28 protein-coding genes and 1 riboswitch are annotated in these 25,596 nt (G+C 57.4%); of the genes, 13 read left to right on the top strand and 15 right to left on the bottom strand.

Annotated elements, in window-relative coordinates:
- Nucleotides 1–178 precede the first annotated feature (178 nt).
- Nucleotides 179–1,177, bottom strand: coding sequence for an AraC family transcriptional regulator (locus tag KOE80_RS08310; RefSeq protein ID WP_226348877.1), 999 nt, complete (start codon nt 1,175–1,177; stop codon nt 179–181).
- 61 nt (nt 1,178–1,238) lie between these two features.
- Here KOE80_RS08310 and KOE80_RS08305 point away from each other — a divergent pair, with 61 nt between their 5' ends.
- Nucleotides 1,239–2,456: an MFS transporter gene (locus KOE80_RS08305; RefSeq protein ID WP_226348876.1), complete on the top strand. Its 1,218-nt coding sequence runs from the start codon at nt 1,239–1,241 to the stop codon at nt 2,454–2,456.
- 78 nt (nt 2,457–2,534) lie between these two features.
- Here the strand turns inward: KOE80_RS08305 and thiD are convergent, their stop codons facing one another.
- Nucleotides 2,535–3,359 carry a bifunctional hydroxymethylpyrimidine kinase/phosphomethylpyrimidine kinase gene (thiD, locus tag KOE80_RS08300; RefSeq protein ID WP_226348875.1) on the bottom strand — a complete coding sequence of 275 codons (825 nt, stop codon included), beginning with the start codon at nt 3,357–3,359 and terminating at the stop codon, nt 2,535–2,537.
- The gene (locus KOE80_RS08295; RefSeq protein ID WP_226348874.1) at nt 3,356–3,829 is read right to left on the bottom strand and encodes an NUDIX hydrolase; all 474 of its coding nucleotides are present in this window, start codon (nt 3,827–3,829) and stop codon (nt 3,356–3,358) included. The genes thiD and KOE80_RS08295 overlap by 4 nt, the downstream gene beginning before the upstream one ends.
- Nucleotides 3,830–3,873: 44 nt before the next feature.
- Nucleotides 3,874–3,992: riboswitch (TPP riboswitch) on the bottom strand.
- 132 nt (nt 3,993–4,124) lie between these two features.
- Here KOE80_RS08295 and KOE80_RS08290 point away from each other — a divergent pair.
- From KOE80_RS08290 to KOE80_RS08270, 5 genes are all read left to right on the top strand, one after another.
- Nucleotides 4,125–5,057: a LysR family transcriptional regulator gene (locus tag KOE80_RS08290; protein ID WP_226348873.1), complete on the top strand. Its 933-nt coding sequence runs from the start codon at nt 4,125–4,127 to the stop codon at nt 5,055–5,057.
- 116 nt (nt 5,058–5,173) lie between these two features.
- Nucleotides 5,174–7,279: an FUSC family protein gene (locus KOE80_RS08285; RefSeq protein WP_226348872.1), complete on the top strand. Its 2,106-nt coding sequence runs from the start codon at nt 5,174–5,176 to the stop codon at nt 7,277–7,279.
- Entirely contained in the window at nt 7,272–7,466 is a 195-nt protein-coding gene (locus tag KOE80_RS08280) for a DUF1656 domain-containing protein (RefSeq protein WP_035268004.1), read from the top strand. Before KOE80_RS08285 ends, KOE80_RS08280 begins: the two co-directional genes overlap by 8 nt.
- Nucleotides 7,459–8,388, top strand: a complete 930-nt coding sequence (locus tag KOE80_RS08275; RefSeq protein WP_226348871.1) for an HlyD family secretion protein — start codon at nt 7,459–7,461, stop codon at nt 8,386–8,388. The genes KOE80_RS08280 and KOE80_RS08275 overlap by 8 nt, the downstream gene beginning before the upstream one ends.
- A gap of 9 nt (nt 8,389–8,397) precedes the next feature.
- Entirely contained in the window at nt 8,398–9,831 is a 1,434-nt protein-coding gene (locus KOE80_RS08270) for an efflux transporter outer membrane subunit (protein WP_226348870.1), read from the top strand.
- A gap of 15 nt (nt 9,832–9,846) precedes the next feature.
- On the opposite strand, the gene KOE80_RS08265 is transcribed toward KOE80_RS08270, so the two are convergent.
- Together KOE80_RS08265 and KOE80_RS08260 are read right to left on the bottom strand one after the other, a co-directional pair.
- Nucleotides 9,847–10,236 carry a tautomerase family protein gene (locus tag KOE80_RS08265; RefSeq protein ID WP_203144815.1) on the bottom strand — a complete coding sequence of 130 codons (390 nt, stop codon included), beginning with the start codon at nt 10,234–10,236 and terminating at the stop codon, nt 9,847–9,849.
- Nucleotides 10,237–10,242: 6 nt separating this feature from the next.
- Complete coding sequence (locus KOE80_RS08260) at nt 10,243–10,620, bottom strand: hypothetical protein (protein ID WP_226348869.1); 378 nt, start codon at nt 10,618–10,620, stop codon at nt 10,243–10,245.
- 591 nt (nt 10,621–11,211) lie between these two features.
- On the opposite strand from KOE80_RS08260, the gene KOE80_RS08255 reads away from it, so the two are divergent.
- Both KOE80_RS08255 and KOE80_RS08250 read left to right on the top strand, forming a co-directional pair.
- Nucleotides 11,212–11,757, top strand: coding sequence for a cytochrome b (locus KOE80_RS08255; RefSeq protein WP_226348868.1), 546 nt, complete (start codon nt 11,212–11,214; stop codon nt 11,755–11,757).
- Nucleotides 11,758–11,760: 3 nt separating this feature from the next.
- A complete protein-coding gene (locus KOE80_RS08250; protein WP_226348867.1) occupies nt 11,761–12,693 on the top strand; it encodes an NAD(P)H-dependent flavin oxidoreductase in 933 nt (310 codons plus the stop codon).
- Nucleotides 12,694–12,697: 4 nt separating this feature from the next.
- Here KOE80_RS08250 and KOE80_RS08245 read toward each other — a convergent pair whose 3' ends face one another.
- Nucleotides 12,698–13,675, bottom strand: coding sequence for a LysR family transcriptional regulator (locus tag KOE80_RS08245; protein WP_226348866.1), 978 nt, complete (start codon nt 13,673–13,675; stop codon nt 12,698–12,700).
- Nucleotides 13,676–13,756: 81 nt separating this feature from the next.
- Nucleotides 13,757–14,545: an AraC family transcriptional regulator gene (locus tag KOE80_RS08240; RefSeq protein ID WP_226348865.1), complete on the bottom strand. Its 789-nt coding sequence runs from the start codon at nt 14,543–14,545 to the stop codon at nt 13,757–13,759.
- A 93-nt stretch (nt 14,546–14,638) separates the two neighbouring features.
- Here KOE80_RS08240 and KOE80_RS08235 point away from each other — a divergent pair, with 93 nt between their 5' ends.
- From KOE80_RS08235 to KOE80_RS08220, 4 genes are all read left to right on the top strand, one after another.
- Nucleotides 14,639–14,893, top strand: coding sequence for a hypothetical protein (locus KOE80_RS08235; protein WP_009454626.1), 255 nt, complete (start codon nt 14,639–14,641; stop codon nt 14,891–14,893).
- Between the two features lie 156 nt (nt 14,894–15,049).
- Nucleotides 15,050–15,436 (top strand): hypothetical protein, encoded by a 387-nt coding sequence (locus KOE80_RS08230; protein ID WP_226348864.1) that lies wholly within the window; start codon nt 15,050–15,052, stop codon nt 15,434–15,436.
- Nucleotides 15,437–15,625: 189 nt separating this feature from the next.
- Nucleotides 15,626–16,162 (top strand): dihydrofolate reductase family protein, encoded by a 537-nt coding sequence (locus KOE80_RS08225; protein ID WP_035267990.1) that lies wholly within the window; start codon nt 15,626–15,628, stop codon nt 16,160–16,162.
- Complete coding sequence (locus KOE80_RS08220; protein WP_083053697.1) at nt 16,159–16,701, top strand: TetR/AcrR family transcriptional regulator; 543 nt, start codon at nt 16,159–16,161, stop codon at nt 16,699–16,701. Before KOE80_RS08225 ends, KOE80_RS08220 begins: the two co-directional genes overlap by 4 nt.
- A 165-nt stretch (nt 16,702–16,866) precedes the next feature.
- Here the strand turns inward: KOE80_RS08220 and KOE80_RS08215 are convergent, their stop codons facing one another.
- Nucleotides 16,867–17,472: a TetR/AcrR family transcriptional regulator gene (locus KOE80_RS08215; protein ID WP_226348863.1), complete on the bottom strand. Its 606-nt coding sequence runs from the start codon at nt 17,470–17,472 to the stop codon at nt 16,867–16,869.
- Nucleotides 17,473–17,571: 99 nt separating this feature from the next.
- On the opposite strand from KOE80_RS08215, the gene KOE80_RS08210 reads away from it, so the two are divergent.
- Entirely contained in the window at nt 17,572–18,801 is a 1,230-nt protein-coding gene (locus KOE80_RS08210) for a glycosyltransferase (RefSeq protein WP_226348862.1), read from the top strand.
- A gap of 172 nt (nt 18,802–18,973) precedes the next feature.
- Here the strand turns inward: KOE80_RS08210 and KOE80_RS08205 are convergent, their stop codons facing one another.
- From KOE80_RS08205 to KOE80_RS08175, 7 genes are all read right to left on the bottom strand, one after another.
- A complete protein-coding gene (locus KOE80_RS08205) occupies nt 18,974–20,596 on the bottom strand; it encodes a copper resistance CopC/CopD family protein (protein ID WP_226348861.1) in 1,623 nt (540 codons plus the stop codon).
- A 47-nt stretch (nt 20,597–20,643) separates the two neighbouring features.
- Complete coding sequence (locus tag KOE80_RS08200; RefSeq protein WP_083053694.1) at nt 20,644–21,180, bottom strand: YcnI family protein; 537 nt, start codon at nt 21,178–21,180, stop codon at nt 20,644–20,646.
- Nucleotides 21,181–21,231: 51 nt separating this feature from the next.
- Nucleotides 21,232–21,657, bottom strand: a complete 426-nt coding sequence (locus KOE80_RS08195; protein WP_413228927.1) for a DUF2946 family protein — start codon at nt 21,655–21,657, stop codon at nt 21,232–21,234.
- A 167-nt stretch (nt 21,658–21,824) separates the two neighbouring features.
- Entirely contained in the window at nt 21,825–22,232 is a 408-nt protein-coding gene (locus KOE80_RS08190; protein ID WP_137430946.1) for an NUDIX hydrolase, read from the bottom strand.
- Between the two features lie 111 nt (nt 22,233–22,343).
- Complete coding sequence (locus KOE80_RS08185; protein ID WP_226348860.1) at nt 22,344–22,964, bottom strand: glutathione S-transferase family protein; 621 nt, start codon at nt 22,962–22,964, stop codon at nt 22,344–22,346.
- 21 nt (nt 22,965–22,985) lie between these two features.
- Nucleotides 22,986–23,588 (bottom strand): ATP-dependent Clp protease proteolytic subunit, encoded by a 603-nt coding sequence (locus KOE80_RS08180; RefSeq protein ID WP_009454612.1) that lies wholly within the window; start codon nt 23,586–23,588, stop codon nt 22,986–22,988.
- Nucleotides 23,589–24,043: 455 nt separating this feature from the next.
- Nucleotides 24,044–25,531 carry a surface lipoprotein assembly modifier gene (locus tag KOE80_RS08175; RefSeq protein WP_226348859.1) on the bottom strand — a complete coding sequence of 496 codons (1,488 nt, stop codon included), beginning with the start codon at nt 25,529–25,531 and terminating at the stop codon, nt 24,044–24,046.
- Nucleotides 25,532–25,596 lie beyond the last annotated feature (65 nt).

Here is a 25,596-nt window from a genome sequence, read left to right as displayed (position 1 = left end):
AAATATTGATTCATCCTGTTAACACCGTCATGTGCTCTGAATTATAGGAGTAATTAGTCAGCACATTATTCTAATAAAAATCTCAGGGCTGTCGGGCTGGAAATCCAGAAATGCGCCGGAAATTGTCTGGGATGCTTGTTCGGTGGCTAAAGCGTCTGTCCGGGAAGGAGGGGGCGGGTCAGGTTCTGGACTGCCGATTGGCACCGGGAGCCTGTCCTTTCAGACGCTTGTAGGCCCGGCTGAACGCCGCCTGCGAGGTATAGCCCAAACGCTGGGCAATCGTTTCAATAGACAGTTTTTCCTGACTTAGCCATTGGCTGGCCAGACCCATGCGTAATTCTGTGGCGTAACGCAGTGGAGACATGCCCAAGGTGGCCTGAAAGCGTTGGGCAAAGACGGAACGAGACAGGTGAGATTGTGCTGCCAACTCTGCCACTGTCCATTCGTAGCCAGGTTGGCGGTGCAGGGCCAGAATGGAACGTGCCAAGCGAGGATCGCGCAAGGCAGCCACCAGGCCGGAAGCATGGCCGCAGCCGGATTCAATCCAGCCGCGAACAATCATGGCGGCCGCCACTTCGGCCAAGCGGGCCATGATGCCGGCATAGCCAATGCGGCCCGCGCAGATTTCCCCTTTCATGGAATCCAGAATGGGCAGCAGGCCAGGATAGTTTTGGGCCCCAGTATTGGCAATCATGGCGCTGGGCATGAGTTTGCCCAGTCCGTGCATGCCGCCCAGATCAAACTCCATGCAACCGTAGAACAAAATTGCGCTAGGGGTGGGGTAGGAACTAGGGCATGTGCTGACACCGCTGACGGCTTGTCCCAGTGGAGCGGCCTCAAAGCTGTCTATGTGTTGAACCGAGGCTTCTTCTTTGGACAGGATTTGATGGCTTTCACCTTGCGGTAGAAACACGGTGCTGCCTGCTGAAAGCTTGTGAATCGTGCCATCACGGGTACGTAGAAATGCCGAACCTACAGCCAGAAAGTGAAAGTAGGCATGACCGGGGCGTTCTTCAAAACCCAGCCCAAAATGAGGCCCAGTTTGAATCCGGCGGTATTGCACCCCACGCAAGCGCATACCGGTCAGCAGTTCACTGATCAGGTCGGAGGACAGGGCGAATTGTTCTTGCTCGGTCATGTTCGGCGTTTCGATCAAATTTTCAAGACTGATCATCATAGATCATCCGGTTTCTGATCTCTAGACTGGGAGCTGTTTTTGTTTCTCCAGGGAAGTAGCGATGAGTCGTGATGTGTGTAATGCCAGTTTGCGGGCCCCGGTCATGGAACCTGCCTGGGTAGCTGTATTTTCATTGGCCATGGGTGTGTTTGGTTTGTTGACGGCGGAGTATTTGCCCGCCAGCTTGCTGACACCGATGGCCGTAGATTTGGGTGTATCGGAAGGCTTGGCAGGGCAGGCCGTCACAGTAACGGCGGTGGTCGCTTTGTTTTCGGGCCTGCTGGTTCCAGCGCTGACCCGTCGTTTTGACCGGCGTAATGTGTTGCTTGGTTTTACGCTGCTGATGATTGCATCGAACTTGCTGGTGGCGCTGTCCTCCAGCCTGACAGTGTTGCTCTTGATGCGGGTCTTGCTGGGGATTGCCCTGGGCGGCTTTTGGAGCATGGCGGCAGCCGTTGCCATGCGTTTGGTGCCGAACACATTAGTGCCGCGAGCCTTGTCGATTATTTTTAGCGGGATTGCCGTGGGGACGGTGGTTTCGGTCCCTTTAGGCAGTTATCTGGGGGGCCTGTTCGGCTGGCGCAGCGCGTTCTTTGCGGCAGCGGCGGTTGGTGTTTTGACCTTGGTGTTTCAGTGGCTGACCTTGCCCAGCATGGCACCGCGTCAGCATGCACGCACCGCAACGGTACTGGATTTGCTGCGCAGACCCGGTATTGCGATCGGTATGTTTGCCTGTGTGCTGGCCCATGGGGGGCAGTTTGTCCTGTTCACCTTTATTCGTCCGGCGCTGGAAGGTTTTGCCTCTATTGATATGGATGGCTTGGCCTTGATGCTTCTGGGCTTCGGACTGGCGAATTTCGTAGGCACCTTGTTGGCGGGCTGGCTGATGGAACGCAGCTTGCGGGTGACTTTGGTCGTGATGCCCGCCTTGGTGGGTTTGGCGGCCTGGGGCATGGTCTGGCTGCCGGTGCACAATATGGGCTTGATGTGGCTGGTGGCGTTATGGGGACTGGCTTTCGGAGGGGTGCCAGTGGCCTGGTCCAATTGGGTGGCCAGTGCCATGCCCGATCAGGCGGAAGTGGCAGGCGGCATGGTGGTGGCGGCGGTGCAGTCCTCGATTGCTGCGGGGGCGGCAGTGGGTGGCTTCATGTTCGGCCTGGGCGGTGTTCCTATGGTGTTCCTCACCGGTGGGAGCGTGATGTTGTTTGCTGCGCTTTTGATTGCTTTACGGGTTACAGCGGATTGGCCGGCCTACCCCAGTGGGGAGCGGGCGCATTAAAAGGGGAGCCTGGGCCAGAGAGCCGGGCCGATTTGATGTGCTGCGGTCCACAGGTTGAAATCGGCCTGGCTTTTGAGTTCAAGATGTTTTGAGGGGTTCCAGCTTTGGCCACAAAGCATGGAAGTGATGGACCGGACCTTGCCCCAGGCCGATCTGCAGTTGGTCAGCCGCGGCCAAAGCGCCATTCAAATATTCCTTGGCCAAGCCTACCGTAGCCGGCACGCTGCGGCCCGGTAGCAGGGCAGCAATGGCGGAGGACAGCGAACAGCCCGTGCCATGCGTGTTGCGTGTCGGGATGCGAGGCGACTGAAAAACATGGCTTTGCCCCTGACCTTGCAGCAAATCCACACTGTCCGGGCCATCCAGATGACCGCCCTTGAGCAGCACCCACTCAGGGCCTAGCAAGCACAGTTCGCTTAAGGTGCTGTGCATCTCTTGCAGCGAGGCGGGTTCCGGTTTGTGCAGCAGATCGCCCGCTTCGGGCAAGTTGGGGGTAAGCAGGGTACACATGGGCAGCAGCTTGTCGCGCACGATGGACACGGCTTCGGGGCTGAGCAAACGATCCCCGCTTTTGGCGACCATGACCGGGTCCAGCACAATCGGGCAGTCCAGGCCGTGATGGTGCAGGCGGTCTGCAATTGCTTCCGCAATCCCTGCAGTGGCGATCATGCCGATCTTGATGGCATCCACGCGCACATCCTCAAACACCGCATCCAACTGGTCCGCCACAAAGTCCGGCTCCAGCGCCACAAAACGCCGCACACCCTGGGTGTTTTGCGCGACCACGGCGGTAATCACGCTCATGCCGTAAGCGCCCAAGGCATACATGGCTTTCAGATCAGCCTGAATACCGGCACCGCTGGTCGGGTCCGTGCCCGCAATACTCAAGACATTGGGAATCATGCTTGGCCTGCTTGAGCTTGAGTGGCAGCCAATGCCAGTGCCCGACGGGCAACTCGGACTAGATCAAAGCTGTGTGCCACATCCAGACTGTCCAGCTCCGCATTGCTGAACCAGCGCGCGTCCAGCGCATCATCGCCCGCTTGTGGCTCGCCTTGCTGCCAGCGGAACAGCACGGCAATCAGAATGAAATGCGAATAGGCCAAAGGTGTGGCGCTGGGTTCGCGGTCAAATACATCCAGCGCATCAAAGATCTGCAGGGCCTGGCCTTGTACGCCGGTTTCTTCGGCCAGTTCCCGGTGGGCCGCCGCCATGATGGTTTCGCCCGCGCGAATCTTGCCGCCGGGAAAGGCCCAACGTCCTGCATCGGGCCTATTGGCGCGGCGTATCAGCAAAATCCGGTCTTGATGGATGACGGCAGCCAGGGTGGCGGCAACCGGGCCGACGGGGGAGGGGGAGTGGTCAGAAGACAAGATAGCAACTCCTAGTCAAGGATAGCCATCCGGCAGCAAGCGGCGAGCAGGTACAGACCCGTCCCTTCGCCGGCATGACCCGGATCAGGTTCAACGGGTCACTGCGGTGCAATCTGCTCGGGCAGTTTCTCAGCCTGCTCGCCAGGCTCCCCTCGGTGAAAAGACCGTTTCTGTAAAAACGGTCTGGGCGAGTATACCTGTCTTCGTACCCAGACATGGCAGGCGGGTGCATGCTCTGGGTATCATCTGAATGGCATTACGATTTCGTTTGACGCAACCATGAAAGGCTTCGACTATGGCTCGCCCTGATCTGAATCTATTGTTCGCACTGGATGCCTTGCTGGAGGAGGGCAGCGTCATGGGAGCGGCACGGCGGATGAATCTGAGCCCGCCTGCCATGAGCCGAACCTTAGGCCGCATTCGGGATACGCTGGATGATCCCGTGTTTGTGCAAGTGGGGCGCAAGCTGTTGCCTACGCCCAGAGCCTATGCCTTGCGCGAGCAAGTGCGGGCAGCGGTGGAGCAGGCAACCCAGGTGTTAAGTTCCAATACCGAGATTGATCTGCTGTCCCTGGAGCGCAGTTTCAATGTGCGTGCGACGGACGAATTTGTGAATGTGCATCTGGGCCATTTGCTGGAGGCCATGGCCAAGGAAATGCCCAAAGCCATGCTGCGCCTGTCTCCCGAAGAGGACGATATGGATGACGATGCCTTGCGTAGTGGCCGTATTGATCTGTTTATCAGCGCCTCACGCAAGCTGGCGCCGGATATTCACGTACAGCCCTTGTTCACGACGCATTTTGTGGGTGTCGCCCGGGAGCACCATCCTATCTTCGACAAAGATATTTCGCTGGAACGCTTTGTGCGCTGGGACCATATCAATGTGTCACGGCGGGGCAAGGGCCGATCCAACCTGGACGCCTTGTTGCAAGCCAGTGGCTTGCAGCGCAATGTGGCCTTGGTGGTGTCCAATCCCTACACCGCGCTGTTTGCCTTGCATGACTCCGATCTTTTGCTGCCGCTGCCCAAGCATCTGGCAAGCAGTGCCAAAGCGGCGGGCTTGGCGATCCGAGTGTTTGATTTGCCTGTACCCATGGAGACAGCCATGTTGGTGCAGGCCTGGCACATGCGCCTGCAGACAGATCCGGCCCACCAATGGTTACGCACGACCATCCATCGCTTGTGTACCGAGGACGATGCGCAGACGGCCAAACGCAGCAAGCTGTAATTTAAATTGGTTTTCAAGTGCGTTTCACGCACTTGAGTGAGTGCAATAAATTCACTTTTCGGACGCGTTGGGGACTTTTATAGTGATTTTCATTCATCACTGTAAAGAGTCCTCTTGTGTCGTCTGCCAGTCCCTCACCGCAGTCTGCCTCCGGGCTGAAAGCCTTTCTTGGTCGGATGGGTCTGGCCCTCAGTTCCGTGGATATCACAAGCCCACGTGCAGGCTACATCCTGCGTTCCATTCTGGCCGCGTGGCTGGCCTTGTCAGTAGCCTATTTGCTGGATCTGCATGCGCCTTTTTCTGCCGCATCCAGCGTGCTACTGGTGATCAATCCGGTGCAAGGCGCGGTGATAGGCAAGGGGACCTGGCGGGTGCTGGGCACGCTGGTCGGAATGCTGGCCGCCTTTGTGTTGATGAGTGTCTTCGGGCAGCAACCTTGGCTGTTCTTGCTGGGCTTTGCGTTCTGGCTGGGCCTGTGTGTGATGGCCATGGGTTTGCTGCGCCACTACAAATCTTACGGGGCGGCCTTGGCAGGTTATACGGTTGGCCTGGCGGTATACGGCGCCATGGGGCAAGCGCAACTGAGCTTTGATCATGTTGTTGGGCGGGGTTCCTCGGTGCTGGTGGGCGTGCTGTGCCTGGGCGTGGTGTCTGCCTTGTTCAGTACCCGCAGCGTACGCAGTCGCTTGCAGGCCCAGTTATTGCGCCTGGCTTCGGAAACAGCCCGTGTTCTGGCGGGCAGACAAGCGGCCCTTCATGCGTGCAAGACGGCAGAGAGTGACCAGGAGCGTGTACGGCATCAATTGATGATGGATGTGTACGGGGCGGATGATTTGTTGTCGGTTGGCAAGGCGGAGTCTGCCGATTTGGCCGCCCGGGCGACCGCTTTGCGGCATGCCATTGCCTGCCTGTTTTCCGCCATGTTGGGGGGCGCGGGCCCGCTTCCGCAAACCTTTACACCCATGCCCGTCCTGGCGGCCTTGCGGCAAGAATGGGAGCAGGCCTGGAAGCAGGCTGCCCAACTGGTTTCACAGGGCCCGGACGGCTTGGAGCGGGCCAGTGCCGTGCTGATGCCGCTGCGTGCCCGCTTGCAGGAAATCTTGAATACCGGTCCTTTGGAGCGCCTGGCAGAACCGGCTCCGTTTCTGATTGCCGGGGATCGTCTGATTGAGCAGCTGGATGATTATCTGGCGGCCCTGGATAGCTTGCGTGCTCTGTATCGTTTGCCCACGCAAAGCACATATCCCGCCATTCCTTTTTATCGGGATATTTCGCTGGCACTGGAAAACGGGGTTCGCGCCATGCTGACGGTGCTCTTGGGCGGCACATTCTGGATTCTGACGGGCTGGACGGACGGCAATATGATGCTGGCCGGTCTGGCGGCAGCCTGCGCCTTGTTGTCCCCGGCACCTAACCCACCTGCGGCGGCGATGGCATTTATCAAGGGCATTGCGCTTTCGATTGTGGCGGCCTTTTTATGCACCTTTGTGGTCCTGCCTTTGATCGAAGGCTTGCCACTGCTGCTGATTGTGCTGGCGCTGTTCTGGTTACCCGCCATTTATGCCACCACGGTGCCCAAATACGCCATGGTCGGTGTGGCCTATCTGGTGTCGTTTACGACCTTGGCAGCGCCATCCAACCCCATGCACTACGACTTCGAACTGTTCGTGAATGGTTCTGTGGCCTGGTTGCTGTGCACTTTCTTTACCTTGCTGGGTTTTCAGCTGTTTTGGCCTCGCAAACTGAGTCGGGATCTAAGCCGTCTGCAAATGCGTATTCGCGCCAACAGTCTGGCGGTGCTGCGGGGCAAACGTTTCCAACCGCAGATCTGGCGCTGGCGACAGCAACATCGCCTTGCGCAATTGGGAGCCGGATTAAAGGCGCAGCCTGCGCAAATGCAGCAAGCCTTGTCGCAGGCTCTGGACAGCGTGCATCTGGGTTGGGAACTGCTGCGCTTGCAGTCGTATGTACGACAAGCCCAGGTGCCTGCCCATGTGTCCCAGCCCCTGAAAACTACCTTGCGTCATATGGCTCGCCGGGCTGATCAACCCCGTTTGGCAGCGCGCCATGCCCGGCGTCTTGCTCAGGCCGTGCGGTGCCGGGACGCTGAGCCGCAACATGATGGCCTGCGTCTGGCTGCTGTGCTGCTGGATATTGCGATGCTGCTGGAGCGCCACCCGGCGTCTGTTTCCCTTCAATCAGGAAGTGCTGTTCATGCTTAGTGAAGTTGCCCTGGCGGGCATGTATGTCCCGCCTTTTTTTGTCTACGTCTGCCTGGCGGTGCCTATTTATCTAGGGTTGCGTTACGTGCTGGTGCACACAGGCGTGTTGCGCCATGTTTGGCACCCGGCCTTGTTTGAGTTTGCCTTGTCCTTGTCCCTTGTCTCGGCCTTGATTCTGTATGTCTAAATTTCCTGCTTTGATCAAGCCAGTCAGCCGGTTTGTGCTGACGGCCTTCTTGCTGTTGATAACAGCCTATTTGCTGATGGCTTTGTGGAACGCCTATGTGCGGGCGCCCTGGACGCGGGATGGCCGGGTCAGCGCACAAATTGTGCGTATCGCGCCCGAGGTCTCGGGGACGGTGCGGGAGATGGCGGTTACTGATAATCAGCGGGTTCACAAGGGGGATGTCTTGTATCGCCTGGACCCGGCGCGTTTTCAGCTGGCGCTGGAGCAGGCGCAGTCCGAACTGGCGGCGGCAACAGCCATCCTGAACCAGAGGGCGGCAGAGGCCAAGCGCCGTCGCGGTATGGAAAGCCTGCTGCCTGCTGAAGAAATTCAGCAAGCCCAGCACGCCGTGCGTATTGCCCAGGCCGAGCAGCGCAGTCGGCAATTGGCTGTGGACGCAGCCAAGCTGGACCTGGAGCGTTCGGTACTGTACGCGCCTGTTGATGGCTATGTGACTCGCCTGCGTTTGAACGCGGGTGATTATGCGGTGGCGGGGCAGGCCAATATGGCTTTGCTGGATGCCCATAGCTTCTGGATGACGGGCTATTTTGAAGAAACCAAGCTGCAAGGTATTGAGCCGGGAGCGGAGGCACGCATTCGTTTGATGGGCTATGAAGGCTTGATAGCAGGTCATGTCAGTAGCATCGGGCGCGGAATTACCGATGCCAATCAGCAAGCGGATGCGCAGGGCTTGCCCAGCGTGGAGCCCAACTTCAGCTGGATTCGTTTAGCGCAACGGATTCCGGTACGGGTGGAGTTTGATGATTTGCCGGCGGATGTGCTGTTGGCGGCCGGGATGACAGGCAGTGTGGCTGTCGGCCCCGCGCTGGATGCGGGCAGTGCAAAGGGCCGCATCAGTTCCTTTTTGCAGCGCTGGCTTTAAGAGGCAGGCATGGATAATTTTTTGATGCCTGAACGTCACCGCGCACGCCGCTTTTTACCCTATGTGCTGCTGCTTCTGAGTTTGTCAGCTTGCACGACGGTAGGCCCGGATTATGTGGAGCCCAAACAGCCGCTTCCTGCGACGTGGCTACATGAACAAACAGGCTTTGCCAGGCAGGATCAGGACAGCTTGCGTCGCTGGTGGCAGCAATTCCAGGACCCGACGCTGGATGCGCTGGTGGAAAGAGCGTTGAGCCGTAATCAGGATCTGGATATTGCTGTGGCTCGTTTGAAGCAGGCCAAGGCGGAACGCGGCCAGATTGCAGCTGATCTTGGCCCCAAGGTATCAGCCGGGGCGTCGGGGCAGGCGCGCCGCAATAGTAAAGCTCTGGACTCGCCACCTGGAGGGGAGTTACGAAACTGGCAGTTGGGGCTGGATGTCAGTTGGGAGCTGGATTTGTTTGGTGGCACTCGCCGGGCGATAGAGGCCGCCGATGCCGGTATTGAAGCGTTGGCGCAGGACCACGGTGCTTTGCAGGTCAGCTTGATTGCCGAGTTGGTCAGCCATTACGCCGGTTTGCGGGCGACGCAAAGACGGCTGGATATTGCCAGGGACAATGTGCGCAATCTGCGCGATACCGAACAGTTGGTGGAGCAATCCCGACGTCGCGGGTTGGCTCGTCAGTCTGAACTTTTGCAGGCCAGAGCCGAGCGTGAAATGGCACAGGCGCAGCTCCCGATACTGGAAGCCGACATTGCCCGTTTCAGTCATGGCATTGGTGTGTTAGCGGGCGGCTTTCCGGGCGACTGGCATGCGGTTCTGACGCAACCCGCGCCTGCCTTGCCCGTGCCGCCGCAATTGCCCGCGTTCCTGCCCTCGGATCTGATTCGCTCCCGGCCAGACTTGCGAGCAGATGAACGGCGTTTGGCTGCGGCCACGGCGCATATAGGTCAAGCCCAGGCACAACGCTTTCCGACGTTCCGGATTCCCTTGGGAATAGGGACTGCCGTCAGCGTGATTCACGACATCTTTTCCAGTGCCAGTCTGTTGTGGGCGGCAGGGCTGCAAGCGGAGCACAGCTTGTACGATGGTGGCCTTGCGCAATCGGGCATCGAAGCGGCACAAGCGAAGGCGCAAGCCGCTGAACTGATTTATGAGCGTGATGTGCATCTGGCTTTGCGGGAGGTGGAAGATGCCTTGACCTCTCTGCACAGCCAGGTACAACGTCAGACGTCCTTGCAGGCCGCACTGCTCGATAGCGAACAGGCTTTGGAGCACGCGACGCAACTGTATAAAGCAGGCTTAAGCGCCTACTTGCCGATCCTGGTGGCACAGCGTAGCGCCAATCAGGCACGAGATGCCTTGACGCTTAGCCAGTGGGACGAGGTATTGGCTGCCATTGCTCTGTATAAATCCCTGGGAGCAGGCTGGCAGGAAAGCTGAGACGCAGCAATCGGATTACAGCTCCCCCGTCAAAAACTGCGCTCGTCCACGCCCGAAGGACCAGTCTGCATCGCTGTTCTCGACCAGAGCAATGATCAGATCATTGGGCGAGACGCCACAGTTCTGCTCCAGCCGCTCTGCCAGCAAACGGTAGAACTGAATTTTTTGATTCTCGCTGCGGGGGCGGGACACGATGTGCAGCAGTACCACCTTGTCGCTACGCGGATAGCCCAGGCCGGTGTCTTCCAGTATCAGCTCGCCGGGACGGTGCTGGGTCACGCACTGGTAGCGGTCGGTGGCGGGAACATCAAAGGCTTGCACCATGGCTTGATGCGCGGTGTCCAGCAGCAGGCGCAGTTCTTCGTCGTTGCGGCCTTGGATCAGATCAAATTTCAGTAGTGGCATGATGGTTCATTCTTGATTGGGACTGCGGTCTGCAAGGCCGCCGGAAGTGATAGCCATATCGTCGTAAATCAGACGTTCGGCTTCGATTAGCAAATTCGATAACTGTTGATAGGCGGCGACCCATCTATCTATGAGCTCGTTGCTTGTCATCCTCGCGATCAGCTCTTCGCGTATGGCTTGCAGCTGGCAAGTGCCCGTCATTGGGTCATGCTCGGGCTGGGCCTGTAGAGCGAGGTGATTGTTGGCGATCTGGCTGGCCAAGGGGCTCATCGGTGGGGAGTCGCGCAGTATCAATTCATAAAAATAGGTGGTCAGGGCTTTGTCGCCGCTTGCCAGCAGCGGGGCAGCGGTCTTGATGATGTCGCGTTGAGCGTCCGTCACCATAAGCTTCAAAAGCCGGGCAAGACGTGGCTTTTTTTGCAGTGTTCAAGATAGGCAGCTGGGCGAGTCATGGTTTCAGTCTCCTGGTTTGAGGGCGGGATAGCAGGGCTATCGATAGGGAAGATAGAAGACTGAATGAATCAAGTAAAATGATGAATAATGATTCTATGAATCACTAATAATGATCAAAAAGAGATTCATGTAGGCGAGGCCTGGATGAGCCTGCGGTTTCTTGCGAACGACCAGCGGGTGTTACTTGTTGCCCTTGGATGGTTTGATGATGAAGGTTGCACGCCTGCCGCCTGGCGTTCTGAGAAGAACTTTCTGTTTATAAATCACTAAAAAAGATTTTATTAATCAGTATTCATCATTTTACTTGATTGGTTGCTGCGCCTATCGTCAGGGCTTCTAAACGACGGTTCTTGGCACCGCCAAGGCTCTGAGGCCACTGTGACACAGGCCCAGGCCTGCAGGCGACAAGCTGACTGCCGACACTGGCCGCGTGTACCTGTTGGGCAGGTGGCTCACGACGTATCACTCTCGGTATTGCACTGTAGAGGACTTGCCCCCGGTGAGCTTTTCAAGGAGCTAATCATGCAATTGCGAGACAACGGACTCAGGTTCTCGCCCATCACTATTGTGCTGCACTGGCTTGTTGCGGCCTTGCTGTTTTCCATTCTGGGCTTGGGGGTGGCCATGGCCCAAAGCCCCGGCGATGCGCGATTGGTACAGCTGCAAAATCTGCTGGGGACGCTGCTGTTTCTGATCTCCATCTACCGCTTCTGGGCACGTGTGACCTCTTTTCATCCTTTGCCGGTGGGCTCGCCCAATCCGGTGGAAGTGATTGTGGCCCGTTCCGTGGCCACGGCCCTGGCTTTGGCGATGGTGCTGCTGCCTGTCGCCGTCTGGCTATCCCGTGCGGCGGCTGGCGTAGCGGTGGAGCTGCCCGGTGGCCTGGCCTTGCCGACCTTGATCAGACCGAATGAGCAGGTCAAGGCGGTGGTCGATGTGCTGTTCAATATTGGCGCCACCGCTTTCCTGGCGGGGCTGGCCTTGCACCTTTTCGGGGCATTCAAAAACCATTTCGTACTGAAGAATCTGGCCCTGCGGCGCATGCTGGGCAAGCAGGTGGAGTTGTAAATCATGAGCGAAGCAAATCGAGACTTTGCGGGCAATGTCATCACGCAGATGTGCGGAGTGCAGTACCCGATTTTTCTGGCGGGCATGGCTGCGATTTCCGGGCCGCAATTGGTGGCGGCGGTAGCGAACGCGGGTGGGATGGGTGTGCTGGGTGGCTTGCGTCTGGCTCCCTTGATGCTGCGTAAGTGGCTGCGGGAAACCAGGGCACTGACGGACCAGCCTTTCGGGGTGAATGTGGTGCCGCAGTTTGGTGGCCCGGAGGTGTTCGAGGCCCAGTTTCAAGTGATCCTGCAGGAGCGGCCTCGCATCCTGTCGCTGTTCTATGCCGAGGACTATTCCGCCGACATGATTCCCCGTGCCAAAGACGCCGGCATGATCGTGATGGTGCAAACCGGCACGGCGGCTCTGGCTCGCAAAGCGATTGCACATGGGGCCGATATTATCGTCGCCCAAGGCAGTGAGGGTGGCGGGCACCTGAATCGCGGCACGATTGGCCTGATGTCTTTGCTACCCGCCATTCTGGACTGCGCACAAGGTCGTCCCGTACTGGCGGCGGGCGGGATTACGACCCGCCAGGATGTCAGGGCGGCCATGAGCCTGGGGGCTTCCGGCGTATTGGTGGGTACGGCCTTTCTGGCCAGCGAGGAGTCCAACGCGCATCCGCTCTACAAGCAAAAGATTCTGGAAGCCAGCACGGACGATACGGAATATCGCACCGGCTATTCTTTTGGCTGGACCTATGGCACGCCGCATCGCGTGATTCCCAACCGTGACAAGTGGAATGTGCTGCGTCTGGTCGGGGGTGGGGCGCGGGCAATTGATAAGGACAGAATGGCCAGGAAACTGTCTTTGTATGCCGGTCAGGGCGTCGGCAAGATCCACAGCATTGTGCCAGCGGCAGAACGGGTCGCGGAACTGGCCCTGGGCCTGTCCTGATGCCTTACTGCGGCAAAGCCTGTGCGGCGCTGCTGGACAGACCCACAGGCTGGCCCGTCAGAGCAGGCTGTTCGACCTCGCCCTGATCCAGCTTGGGCAATTGGGCGAACTGCGCTTGAGCCAGGGCCACAAAGCTGCGTAGAGCCGAGCCAGGATTGGCATCAGCACGACGGATAAACACGGTTTTGACACGCGCAACCTCAGGCGGCAGTTCGTGACATTGCACGGGCAGGCGCAAGCTGCTGTTCTGGGCGATGGCTTTGGGCAGCAGGGTAATGCCCATGCCCGAGGCTACGCAGGACAGAATGCCGTCCAGTGTGCCCATTTCCATGATCTGGTTGGGCACCAGCCCAGCCTGATAAAACCAGTGTTCCAGCGTAGAGCGGTAAAAGCAGCCGGTTCTAAAGACCAGTACGGTTTGTTGGGGAATTTTTTCAATCAGGGCAGGCAGGGATTCCACCGCCTTGCTGCTGACCAGCACCAGTTCTTCTTCAAACACTTCTTCTTGAGTCAGGGCGGCGTTTTGATGAAAGCCACCGACAAACGCACCATCGAGCTGGTGGGTCTCAATGGCCTTGATCAGCTCGGCCGTGGTGCCGGTTTGCAAGGACAACTGAACCTGGGGATAGCGTTCGCGGTATTGGGTCAAAACCTGGGGCAGACGGATGGCGGCCGTGGTCTCCATGGAGCCCAGACGCAGCAGACCGCTGGGAGTGCCGGTGTCTTGCAGGGCGGCACGGCTTTCTTCGGTCAGTTGCAAGATACGGCGTGCGTAGGCCAGAAAGGTATGGCCAGCCGGAGTCAGCACCACACCACTTTTCTGGCGTATGAACAATGGCTGTTCCAGTTCGGCCTCCAGCTCTTTGATGCGCATGGTGACGTTCGATTGCACGGTGTGCACCTTCTGGGCAGCGGCAGTAAAGCTGCCATGCTCTGCAACCGCACAAAAAATCTGTAATTGGCGCATTTCCATCTCGGTCATCCCATGTCTGTAAATGATGCGTGGATTATTAATCAATCACTTTATGGCATTCCTGATGAGTCGTAAAGCGGTTTGAGGGGCTTACAGTTGATTGCGGTAGTTCGCCGGGGTGTGACCAAAGCTGCGTCGGAACAGGCTGATAAAGGCACTGGGGCTGGAATACCCCAGATCGTAGGCAATGGTGGCGACAGGGGCACCGGCTGCCAGCATTTCCAGGGAGCGCATCAGGCGGGCGCGTTGACGCCAGGCGGTGAAGTTAAAGCCGGTTTCTGTCACGAAACGGCGGCTTAAAGTGCGCAGGCTGACCGCCGCCCAGTCGGCCCAATGTTCCATGCCCTGATTGTTGCTGGGCTCGGCAATCAGGGCGCGGGCAATGCGTTGCAAACGCGGGTCCTGGGGGAGCGGGAGCCCAAAAGGTTCGATGGGCAGACTGCGGATTTCGTCCAGGATGACGGAGGCAATATGAGCCTGGGCTTGGGGCAAGGGCGCGGCGGGAATCAAATCCCAGGAGCAGGCGCGCAGCACGGCTTCACGCAGCAGGCCGGAGGTGCGCAAGGTGCAGGCCTGGGAAGGCAGATCGGCGCAGGCCGCTTCGTCTATATAGACGCTCCAGCCATGAAAAGGGCCATGCGATTGGCCCGAGTGCAGGACGTGCGGCGGCAGCCAGACGGCATGGATGGCGGGTACTACCCAAACGGCGTCCTCCACTCCAACGGAAAGCAGGCCGCGCAGGGAGCCGAACAACTGCCCGCGAGCGTGTTGATGGGGGCGCGAGGACAGCTCCGAGTCATGGTTGCCGGTGACGGCGAACAGGACGGGGTGCTCGGGAAAGTTCAGAAAATCATGCAAACCAATCTTGCGTTCAGGCATGGCGTAATTTTGTTATCTATTGACCGATATAGTGTACAGCTGCCAAAACCTTTCTGCTTACACTGAAAACCTTGATGAATAAAGGAGTGACACATGCAAGCCCATGACATTCTTCCCGATCACGCCAGTGAAGTTCAGATTGATGGCACCACCATTCGTAAAGGCACGGTAGGCGCGTTTCTGGCTAATGCTGCCGCCTTGCGCCAGCCTGATGTCAGCGACGCTCAACGCCAGCGCGCCTTGAACGATATTGTGGCGGCCTTGCCGGCTCTGAAAGCACTAGGCTTGTTTGATGCCTTGGAGATTCGAGATCCCCAACTGCGCGATTTTGTGGAGTCCAGACTGTGATGAGAGGTGAAGGCGCAACGGTTCGACCGTATTTGTTGCGCGATACCGCTTGGCTGTATTTACCTAGCGGCTTGATGCATGCTTTCGGAAGCCCTCCGCATCTGGGCGTGCGCCGCTTCGATGTTGGCTGTCTTTATTGATGGCAAGGAGCCGCTTATGCAAGTTGATGACACGCAGTTTCCATTGGTGTTTCTAAGAGAACACAGCTCGCAGCAAACGCCGCAACAGGCGCAGGATCAATTGGAGGCCTTGTTGAATCGGGGCCAACGTTTTGTCTTGCTGACCGACAGGTTGGGCGGTGGGGACCATGCCCATGAGGAAAGCCACGAGGATCGCAAGCAACGCGCCTTGTTCTTCAAGCAGAACAAGCAGCGCTTGAAGGATTTGTGCGCTGGCATGGTAGTGATCAACAAGGGGCGGGCCATTCCTGCTGCAGCACGCCTGGCACAGCAGACCTTGGGCCGGGTGCTGGGCCTGCAATTCAGCTTTGTCGTTGATGAAAGCGAAGCCAGGCTTGAGGCCAGCCGTTTGCTGGCCCGTTAAATTGCGGGCGGCATGGCTGCCAGAAAGAGGGTATTCGATCAAAAGAGGGACCACAGGCCGTGTGATGCGGCCTGTTTTTTTGTGCGCTAAGGCAGACAGCGCTGGAGCGGGAGAGAGCTGAGCGCAGATTTTTATTTCCAGTTGCAGATTTATCTATAAAATATACATCGTATATATAAAGGGTAGATCATGAGCACTGCACACGTTTTCATCGGAACCAGCCTGGACGGATTCATCGCCAAACCGGACGGCGACATTGCCTGGTTACTGGAGCGCAGCGATCCTGCGGAAGATCACGGCTATATGGCTTTTATTGCGGACAAGGATGCGGTGGTCATGGGACGTGGGACGTACGAGAAAGTCCTGACTTTTGACGTCTGGCCTTACCAGCTGCCTGTGGTGGTCTTGTCCAGACAACTGGCCGACACGTCGGTTCCTGAGCATCTGCAAGGCAAAGTCCGTTTCTCCCGCCAGACTCCCGAGCAACTGATGGAGCAATTGGCAGCAGAAAATCTGCAACGTATTTATGTAGACGGCGGCCAGCTTATCCAGTCCTTCTTGCGGGCTGGTCTGGTGCACGAGATGATTCTTTCCACCATGCCGGTTCTTATTGGTGAAGGCCGCCGACTGTTTGGCGATGTGAATCAGGATATGGATTGGCGTTTGCTCTCCAGCCAGAGCTTTCCTTCCGGCTTGGTACAGTCTCGTTATCAGTTCAAGTCATGAGCCGGGGGCGAGGACGTCCGGCTGGAGGCGCCGGCCTGACATTGGACGATATTCTGAACGCTGGGCTGGCGCTTCTGGACGAGGGCGGTGAGCAAGGTTTGAGTATGCGTGCTTTGGCCGCCCGTCTGGGCGTGACCCCCATGAGTCTGTACAACCACGTGCCGGATCGGGCAGGCTTGTTGCGCGTCTTGTCCGACCGGGTGTATGCCCAGGTGCTGCAAGGTCTGGATGAGCAGGAAGGCTCGGAACTGCGCCGGATTTTGCTGCGCTATCACCAGGCGGTTAGCCGTCATCCGCATTTGACCGTGGCCATCTTCAGCGATCCAGCTGCCTTTGCCGGGGTGACGCAGGAGATTACCCAGCGCTTGCGTAGCTTACTGGCGGACTGCACCGAGGAGCCGGAACTATGGCTGGGCATCTTGATCGACCATGCCCATGGTAGCGGTCTGCCTGCTTCTATTACGAACGATGAAGCGGCGCAGCGTGTTTATGAGCAGGCTTTGGATCGCTTGTTGATGGCGCTGAATGGTACGGCTTGAACCTGATTCGCCTGGATAGTCACGATGGTATGGCTTGATTCAGATTTGCCTGCTTAGCCATGATAGTGCGGCTTGATTCTGATTTGCCGCGCTATTTACGATGACGCGACTTGATTCTGATTCGTCAGGTCAGTCACGAAAAAGCAGGGGCCCTTCCTGCCTTTTTTATGCCGTACCTTTTACTGCCGCACCCTGCAAGAACAACTGGGTCATGTCCTCGAATTCCTGATGCAAGGACAGCTCGGGCTGATTCAGCCAGCGCAGCATGGCTCCGAAGTACAGGTGATGACACCAGTGGGCCAATTGCTCGGGGCTTAGTGACGGATTCAACTCCCCCGAGTCTTGGGCTAAGGCAATCAATGCCTGCCAGGTTTGAGTGATGTCACTGTCCTTGCTGGCTGTGCCTGTATTCAGCAATTGATGGCGCAGATAGGCTCTCAAGAACTCTGGGTGTTCGGTGCACCAGTCTGCCGAGGCACGCAGAATGCACAAAGCCTGTGCCTGAAACGTAGGGCACTGAGCCACCTCATGTTGCAGATAGGCCAGATCCTGCTTTAGCTGCGCATCCACATGAAACGCCAGCACCGCCTCTTTGCTGGGGAAGTGTTTGTACAAGGTGCGCTTGGCGATATCGGCCCGGTCTGCAATCTGCTCCATGGTCACAGCCTCGTAGCCGTGCTGCTCAAACAGAGTGACCGCTGTCTGGCGTATCTGTTCCAGCATGAGCAGGCGTTTGCGTTCCCGGCGACCCGGATCATGGTCTGTAGTCATGGTAGTTTTAAAAGTATACGAATTGCATAAGTATACGACGTGCAATATTATGATGCCATTGCTGTTATCGCTAGCTGTTATCGCTATCAAGGCCAGATCATGAAATTTGCGCTTGTGACTTATGGTACCGAGGGGGATGTACGTCCGCTTGCCACCTTGGCGGCGGGTTTGATGGCATCGGGGCACGAAGTCTGCCTGCTGGCGGACGGTGGTACTTTAAGCTCTGCCCGAACCTTGGGTGTGCCTTGCCTGCCTCTGGCCGGTGATATACGGCAGGCCCTGATGCCTGGGCAGATTTTGTCCAGTGCGGTGCAGGAAAAGGGCGGTTTTCAACAAACGGCCAAGGCGCTGTCGGCGATTGCCAATGTCAACACACCCGCTTGGATGCAAACCGTGCTGGATGCCAGCGAGGGTTGTGACGCGATTATCGTTTCGGGTCTGGCCGCTTTTGTGGGGCTGTCCGTGGCAGAGCGTCGCGGCATTAAGGCCATTGGTACCGGGCTGATACCCATCACTCCCACCGCCGCCTTTCCCTCTCCCTTTCTGCCACCGACCAAGGTGCCGCGCTTTTTGAACAAACGCAGCCATGAGTGGGTAAATGCACTACTGTGGCGGGCGTTCAAGCGAGTTACCAATCAGGCACGGCAACAAATCTGTGGGCTGCCCGCCCAGAACAAGGTCTGGTCCGACCATCCCATGTTGTACGGTGTCTCTCCCAGCTTGCTGGCTCCGCCCAGGGACTGGCCAGACAATGCGCGCTTGTGTGGTCAGTGGATCATGCCGTCTGGGGACTGGACGATGGATGCGGAGCTGGAAGCTTTTATGGCAGCGGGGGAGGCACCGATTTATATAGGTTTTGGCAGCATGGCCGGGTTTGATCGCGCGCGCTTTATCCAGATGATGATTGAAGCCATGCAAGGTCGCCGCGTGGTGTTCAGCCCCGGTTGGAGTGGTATGCAAGAGGCGGTCTTGCCAGACAATTTCTTCAAGGTGGGCGAGGTGCCGCATCAGCATTTATTCCCCCGCATGTCCCTTGTTATCCACCATGGCGGCTCGGGAACCACGCATTCAGCCGCCAGAGCGGGTGTGCCGTCCATTGTTTTGCCCTTTGCCGGTGATCAGTTTTTTTGGGCGCACAGGCTGGCGATCTTGGGTGTCGCGCCGGAGCCTTTATCGGGCAAAAGGGTCAATAGTGCTCAACTGCAAGCGGCTTTAGCCTTTGCTCAGCAAGACTCGGTGCGAGCACGCGCTCAACAGATCGCGCGGGATATGGCGCAGGAAGATGGGGTGACGATAGCCGTCGCGGCGATCGAAGCCTTGATGCGCTAGTCAGAGCAAGCTGATTCAGGGCGGCTGGCGCCTTTGCTGCGCGATGATGAGGCGCCAGCCTTGCCGGTGTCGTTACTGTTTGAAGGCGGGCGCAAACATCATCCCAATGTTCGCGCCTTTATTGAGGCCACCAAACGTTTTATGAAGCCGTTCTGATTCCGGGACGCCGGGTTTAGTTGGCTTGCAAATCCAGCGTGCTATCCAGGTGTATGCGTTCAAAGTCTGAAATCAGTACCTGAATACGAATATTCCAGCTGGCCAGATGCGGCAGCTCGACATTACTCACTTCCCATTGATCCTGCCGCGTGAGTTCCGCCGGAAAGGTAATGGACTCCACCCCGGCTTGCGGGTTGCTGAAAATCACCTCCACTTCTTGAGCCTTCAGAGGACTGAAATCCGGCTCGTATAAAGAGACGGTCAGAATGGCTGGGTGCTGGGTGGAGGCCGGGATGTACAACAGATCTGCCATACCGGCTTCGGTATGAATATGGCTGGAAACGCTGGGTGGAACTAGTTGGGCCAGGGCGCGCGGGGGCGGGGTGAAGCGCCATAATGCGGCCACGGCCAGGATCAGCACCGCCAACACATATTCCAGACGAACCACACGTCGCAGAGCCTGTCGGGCATCGCTACGCTGTTGCAAGACGGCTTGAGTCAGACGATAGCGGTTGTAGGCTCCCAAACCCAGCAAGAGCAGGACCAGAATCAGCTTGGCACTGAGCACTTGTCCATATCGGCTTTCCCAGAGCGAAGCGAGTTGATCGAATTGCACGTAGATCAGCGCGGCTCCGCTCAGGACCAGAACCAGCAGGACAGCGGGAATCCAGCGCGAGAACAGCGTCAGCAAGCGGGATTCTTGAGCATGCTGAAGTGCATAAACCAAAGGCAGGAAGGAACCAATCCACAGTGTCAGCGCCACGACATGCAGCCAGACACTGGGCCGAGATAGCCAGACGGGATCTGCTGTGCTGGCATGTCCGCTGGACGCCAGGGAAGCTCCCAGAAGAATCAGCGCCAAAGCAGCCAGCCATTTCTGGCTAGCGGAGTGTGTCGCTTTCCAGGATAAGGCGGCACAGGCCAGAGCTAGCCAGCCCAGCAGCACCGCCAGGCCCATGGAGGTCGATGCAGCCGTTTGCCAGGCGGCCGTGCCGAACAGGGCGGACAGAGGCAAGTCCAGGGCATCGACACCCACCAAGCCCAGGTTCAGCAATAAGGCGACGGCCCCTAAAGTCAGCATGCGTGGCGCGATATGAGCTTGACTCGCTGATGTGTTGTTTGATGCTGGAGCCAAGGCGCGGTAGACCACCCAAGCTATCCCCGTAAACAGGCCCACATAGCCCAGAAGTCGGGCCAGCCAGATCAGTCCATTTCTGAGGGGATTGCTGTGGGTGCTGTCCACCAGATTTGAGCTGGGTGCCCCAATGGAAAACGTCAGCGTTCCGCCTACGGGATGGCCGTCAGCAGAAATAACCCGCCAGCTCAGCCCGTACGTGCCTTCGGTTTCCATGGGCGGCAAGGCCAGTTCCAGTCGCTGGTCTTGTGTCAGAACGTCCTCCAGCTCCTTGGAGGAACCATCCGGACGAATCAACTTCATCAGCAAGGGCGATACGGTCTCATTGAAGCTCAGGCTGGCTGTACTGGGAGCCTGGGCCAGCACCGTGCCGCTATCGGGTTTGCTGGCGACCAAGGAGGCATGGGCATACAGCACCGGCGCCCAGGCCAGCAACGGCAAGGCAAGCAGTAGCACGAGCAGTGGGTGGCAAGCTGCCTGCCTACGCAGGGTATGCGTTTGCATAAGATCTCCTTCAGGCTGATGCCCAAGGGCACCAGCCGCCTGGGTGTTTAAGGCTTGGGCAAGAGTTGCAGCGCAGGAGCAGGGGCGTCGGAATGGTCAGCCGCTTCCTTGGTGCCCGGAGCTGCTTGATCAATCCAGCGCTCCACGCCTTGTTCGCATTCCTGAACAACCGGGAAGTAGAGCGTGCTATTGGGCTTGAGCTCATCGGCCAGGTAGCTGATGAACACGAACTCGTCATAGTGCTCGTCCTGCAAAGGGCCGCCAGCCCACACCACTTCCTGAACGCCGGAGCTGACTTTGGCACCCCAACGCGTGTAGGCCTGCTTGTAGTCACCTTTTACTGTTTCCAGGGTCCAGCCTGCTTTGGGCTGTGGCTTTACACCGACCACACCTTCAGGAATACGGACACGAATTTTGGTGGTGGCAGAGCCTTTGCAACCATGCGGCACGGACAGAACCGCCTTGTAGCTGCTGCCCACCGGGGCTTGCTTGGTTTGCAGGGAAACGTGTGCCACAGCGGAAGACGCGAACAGCACGGCAGCCATGCCCAGAGTGGCACGGAAAGACGTAGAAGAAATCGACATTGAAAACCTCGGCTAGATAAAAAAGAGAAACCGTCAAAGGACGGGAACACATCAAGCGAGGAATAAAGGCGGGGCGCGTGAACCTAAAGGAGGGCCTTGTGCCGGCAGCGGTGGCAGGGTTTGATTGCTCTGGGCTAACAGAACCGGCCGGTACCTGATCAGGCTGATCAGAACAGGCGCATCCAGGGTCGGCAACAAGGCGGGGGAGGCCGCGATACCAAAGGGGCAGTCCTGTTGATTGTGATGCGTATCGGAATCCGCCTGGCCATCCTGGCCGACCAGATCAATCCAGAGCGTATTGGCAGCATTGCCAGCCGTACAGAAGGTAATGGCAAAGCCATTGTCTTGTCCTGAGCGGGTAGGCATGTAGCCTGCCGGGACGACGGCGCGACAGACGTAGGCCAGCAGAGCCAGGCAAAACAGAAGTTGCCAAACTCGGATTTCGCGGGAAACGAAACGGGGACCCAGGGCGCGCATGCGGAAAAGTATATTACAAAAGTGGGGGCCGACTGATGAGGCATTCGCCAGTTATCTGGCACCAAGCTACACGTGGATCTTGATCTTGATCTGGCTGGTTTATCTTTGTCTTTGTTCCTGATCCTGCCGCCCACCTTGGTATTAGTGCTGCTTCTGACTTGGCAGTTTCACTCCCTACGTTTCTTGATTGCAGCCACCGCCACCTGGGTCGCCACCGTCAAGGGTTCTGGCAGTTGATCCAATGTAAACCAGTCCATGCCGCTGTGCTTCTCAGGCTCCTGCACCACGGCCTGGCCGGTGAAGGATTTGACCAAATAAACTGGCGCCACCCAGTGCTCGCCCTTGTCGGCATCAATCTGGTTCACATTGACCAGTAGCTCCAGAGTCTCCAGACGCAAACCCACTTCTTCCATAATCTCCCGTGTAACGGCTTGCTCCAGGGTTTCCAGCCAGTCCACTTTGCCGCCCGGTATCCCCCAGTGCTCAGCTTCTGGTGCACGCACACGCTTGAGCAGCAGGATTTTGTCGTTTTGCATAATGACTGCACCGCAGCCAACTCGTATGGTTTCGTCCATGTCTACATCTCTAGTTTTTAAACGGGCGTCAAGTGGCCCCGAGCGTCAATGACACATAAAAAAAGCCGCGAACATAGTGGGCGGCTTTGGTCAGCTAAGGCAAAGTACCGCTTAGGGGAAACCGGCACATTGCTTTATAAAGGCAGGCCGCGCGGCCAGGCGGTGGTAGTAGTCTTCGACTGCCTTGAGTAGCGGGCGATCAAACGGCGTATTCAGCCAGCGGTGAATGGACAGGCCCAGAATGATATCGGCCAGGGTGAATTCCGTTCCGGCGGCATAGGCCTGGGTCTGCGCCAAGTGTTTTTCCAAAATTCCCATTACCTGGGTCCAGGCAGCCAAGGATGCCTGAACCTGTGCGGCGTCCTGATGCTTGGGCGATTGACGCACCAAACTCCAGAACGCATATGTCCAGGTCGGGTTCAGCTCGGAGGCCTGCCAGTCCAGCCACTGATCCACCTTGGCTCTTTGCCAGGCATCTTGCGGATACAAGGCCGTCGGTGCCTGGCGGTTGGCCAGATAACGCACAATGGTATGGGATTCCCACAGCACACGTTCCCCATCCAGCAGGACGGGGATTTTTGCGTTGGGGTTCAGCGCACGGAATTCGTCCGTGTTGACGTCCTTGAAGCCTATGCCCCAATCCTGCCGCTCAAATTCCAGATTCAGCTCCGCGCAGGTCCACATGACTTTGCGCACATTGATGGAGGATTCTCTGCCAAGAATAGTCAGCATGATGGGGCCCTCAAATGGTCATTATTTGCTGGCAGGCAGCAGTTCGTCACGGCGTTCGATAATGCGTGAGATCAGGCCATATTCAATGGCTTCCTCGGCACTCATCCATTTGTCGCGCTCGATATCGTCACGCACACGCTCGATAGGCTGGCCGGTTTCACGGGCAATTACCTGGGCGATACGTTCACGCGCTTTCATGATTTCCTGGGCTTGAATGGCCATATCGCTGGCCTGACCACCGGCGCCACCGCTGGGTTGGTGAATCAGAAAACGGGTTTGAGGCAGGCACACACGACGCTCGCGGGCGGCACCCAGGAACAGGTGGGTAGCAGCACTGCCCACCCAGCCGGTACCCACCATGGTGACGGGCGAGGAAATGAAGCGCACCACATCATGGATGGCGTCGCCGGACTCCAGGTGACCACCGGGCGAGGACACGATCATGGTGATAGGGGCGGTGGATTCGGCATCCAGCGCCAGCAGCTTGCGCACGGTTTCCGAGGCGAGCTTATCCGTGATGGTGCCAAAGACCAGCACAGTACGGGCGCGGAAGGCTTTTTCTTCCAGAAAGGCGCTGTCTTGAGGGCTGGTATCAGAGCGAGTTTCTTTTTCTTGGCCAAGCATGGGGAAAGACTCCAAGGGATAAGTATTCTGTCTGCTAAGGAAAATCGATTGCTCGACTATATCCCGACTGATGGTCAACCGGGCTTTCACTTGGCAATTTTTGTGGTTTTTTTTGTCCGCGCTGGGGGCGCAATAGGGCGCAACGCAAGCAGACAAAGCAAATGCAGGGCGGTCTGCCCCGCAAGTTCATCATAGTCTCATGCTTGTTAAGTGTTTGATCCAGGGAATAAGACCTTATCGTCCGGTCTCCTGGAGCAGCATCACGGGAAGGGCTGATCTACACGCTGCCGCTGGGCCTTGAGACCTGCCACAGAACCCCGATACCTCATTGAAAACGCTTCTTTCAACAGTGGCACGACGCTCCCTGTCACTAAAAAAGATACCTGTCGCTTCAGGCGCTTGATGCTAAAAAGGGACGGCACCCGATCAGCCGCCGAGGTCGAAGAAGTCCTTGCTTAAAAACGCTTTTCCAGCTTCAGCGCGACTTCGATTTGCTTGTATTTGAAAGCCCAGTCGATATTGCTGTTGTTGAAGGTGTGCTTCACATACAGATTGGGTGTAATGCCTTGGAACGCAAAGCGTGGCATGCCCACGTTCAGGATATAAATCTGTTGCCGGTCCTTGCGCAGCCCACCCAGGAACAGGTCTTCGGCATCGTGACGAGTCTGTCGGTACAGTGCCGTGGCGTTGATATTGAAACCCGCATCAAAGGCCCTGTAAATTCCCAGGTTTGCCATATAGCTGCGGCTTTGCGCGGTTTGCTGAGACTGCAGATTGCGGGTGTAATTCAGGCCCCCGTAGACCACGGTTTTTGCATCGATCAGATACGAGCCGTACAAGCCTATCTGGTTCTCTTTGACTTCTTCAAAGTACTGCCGTAAATCGCCTTTGTAGGACAGGCTCTTGTGCTGGGCATTCACGCCTACTTGCAGCCTGTCGCTAAGATTGTGCTTCCAGTCCACGCGCCCGCCCCAGGATTGATAGCTGGTGCGACGGTTGGTGTAATTGTTCTCGAACAAGGGCGTAACCGACAGGTCGTTTTTAGCGTCCTGATAGTTGTAGCCCGCGTAAATAATGCTGGTGTTGTCGCTGTAATAAATATTCTTGGGCTCGGCTTCCTTGTGCTTGTCGTACAGATTGCCGTAGCTCAGGCCGCGCAGTAGTAGGTTGTGGTTGCCGCTTAGCTGGAAACGCCGGTTCAAGGTCAGGTCGTAGACCATGGCCGTGGATTTGACCGGGTCCGGCATCTTGCGCACCGACGGAAAGCACCCAAAGAAATAGCAGGTAAAGAAAGTATCTTCCTGGCCGTTTTCTTTGTTGATATTGCTGTTGTAGCCCAAGCCAATCGAGGCGGAACCGTGCCAGGCATTGCGGTCTTGCAGGGCACCCTGGAAGCCTTCGATCACGGGCCGTACTTCATCAGGAATACCGGCAGAGGAAATCTGGCTGAACAGCTCCTTGGCTTCGCTGGATTGATAGTCCTCGAACAACAGGCGGGCCAACTCCAGCTTGGCGCGCATCATAGTGGGATCGCTTTCCTGAGCCTGGCGCAGCTTGCTGATCGCCAGGCTGTGATTGTCCTTGCTACGGGCCACCATCCCTTGAGCCATCAGCACCAAAGCAGGGTTGTGGCCGGGTAGCTCCTGATACTTTTCTACAAACTGATCCACCTTGGCCCACTGTTGCAGATTGATGGCGACATAAATGGCCGGTTCCAGATCAGTCAGCGTGGCATCGACGCTATAAGTTGTGCCGTTGATGGTGATCAGGGCCGATGGGTCCACATCAGGCGGGGTTTCTTCCACTAAATGGGAGCGTTCGCGTTCGTTCAGATTGCGGTCGATTTGATTCAGAAGTCGGCGCGTATCGTCGTCGTTGGCTTGCACCGCGCTGGATGCCATGGCCAGCAGCAGGCACAAAAGGGGAAGGGCTCGCCCATGCATGAATGAAAACCTTGCAAGAAAAAGGGGAGATGGACGCAGGGTCCGGAGAGAAAGGGGATCGAGCG

The organism is Alcaligenes sp. 13f (assembly GCF_020496585.1).
In the GTDB taxonomy this organism is placed as follows: domain Bacteria; phylum Pseudomonadota; class Gammaproteobacteria; order Burkholderiales; family Burkholderiaceae_B; genus Alcaligenes; species Alcaligenes phenolicus.
This window is presented reverse-complemented; position numbering and strand designations above follow the sequence as displayed.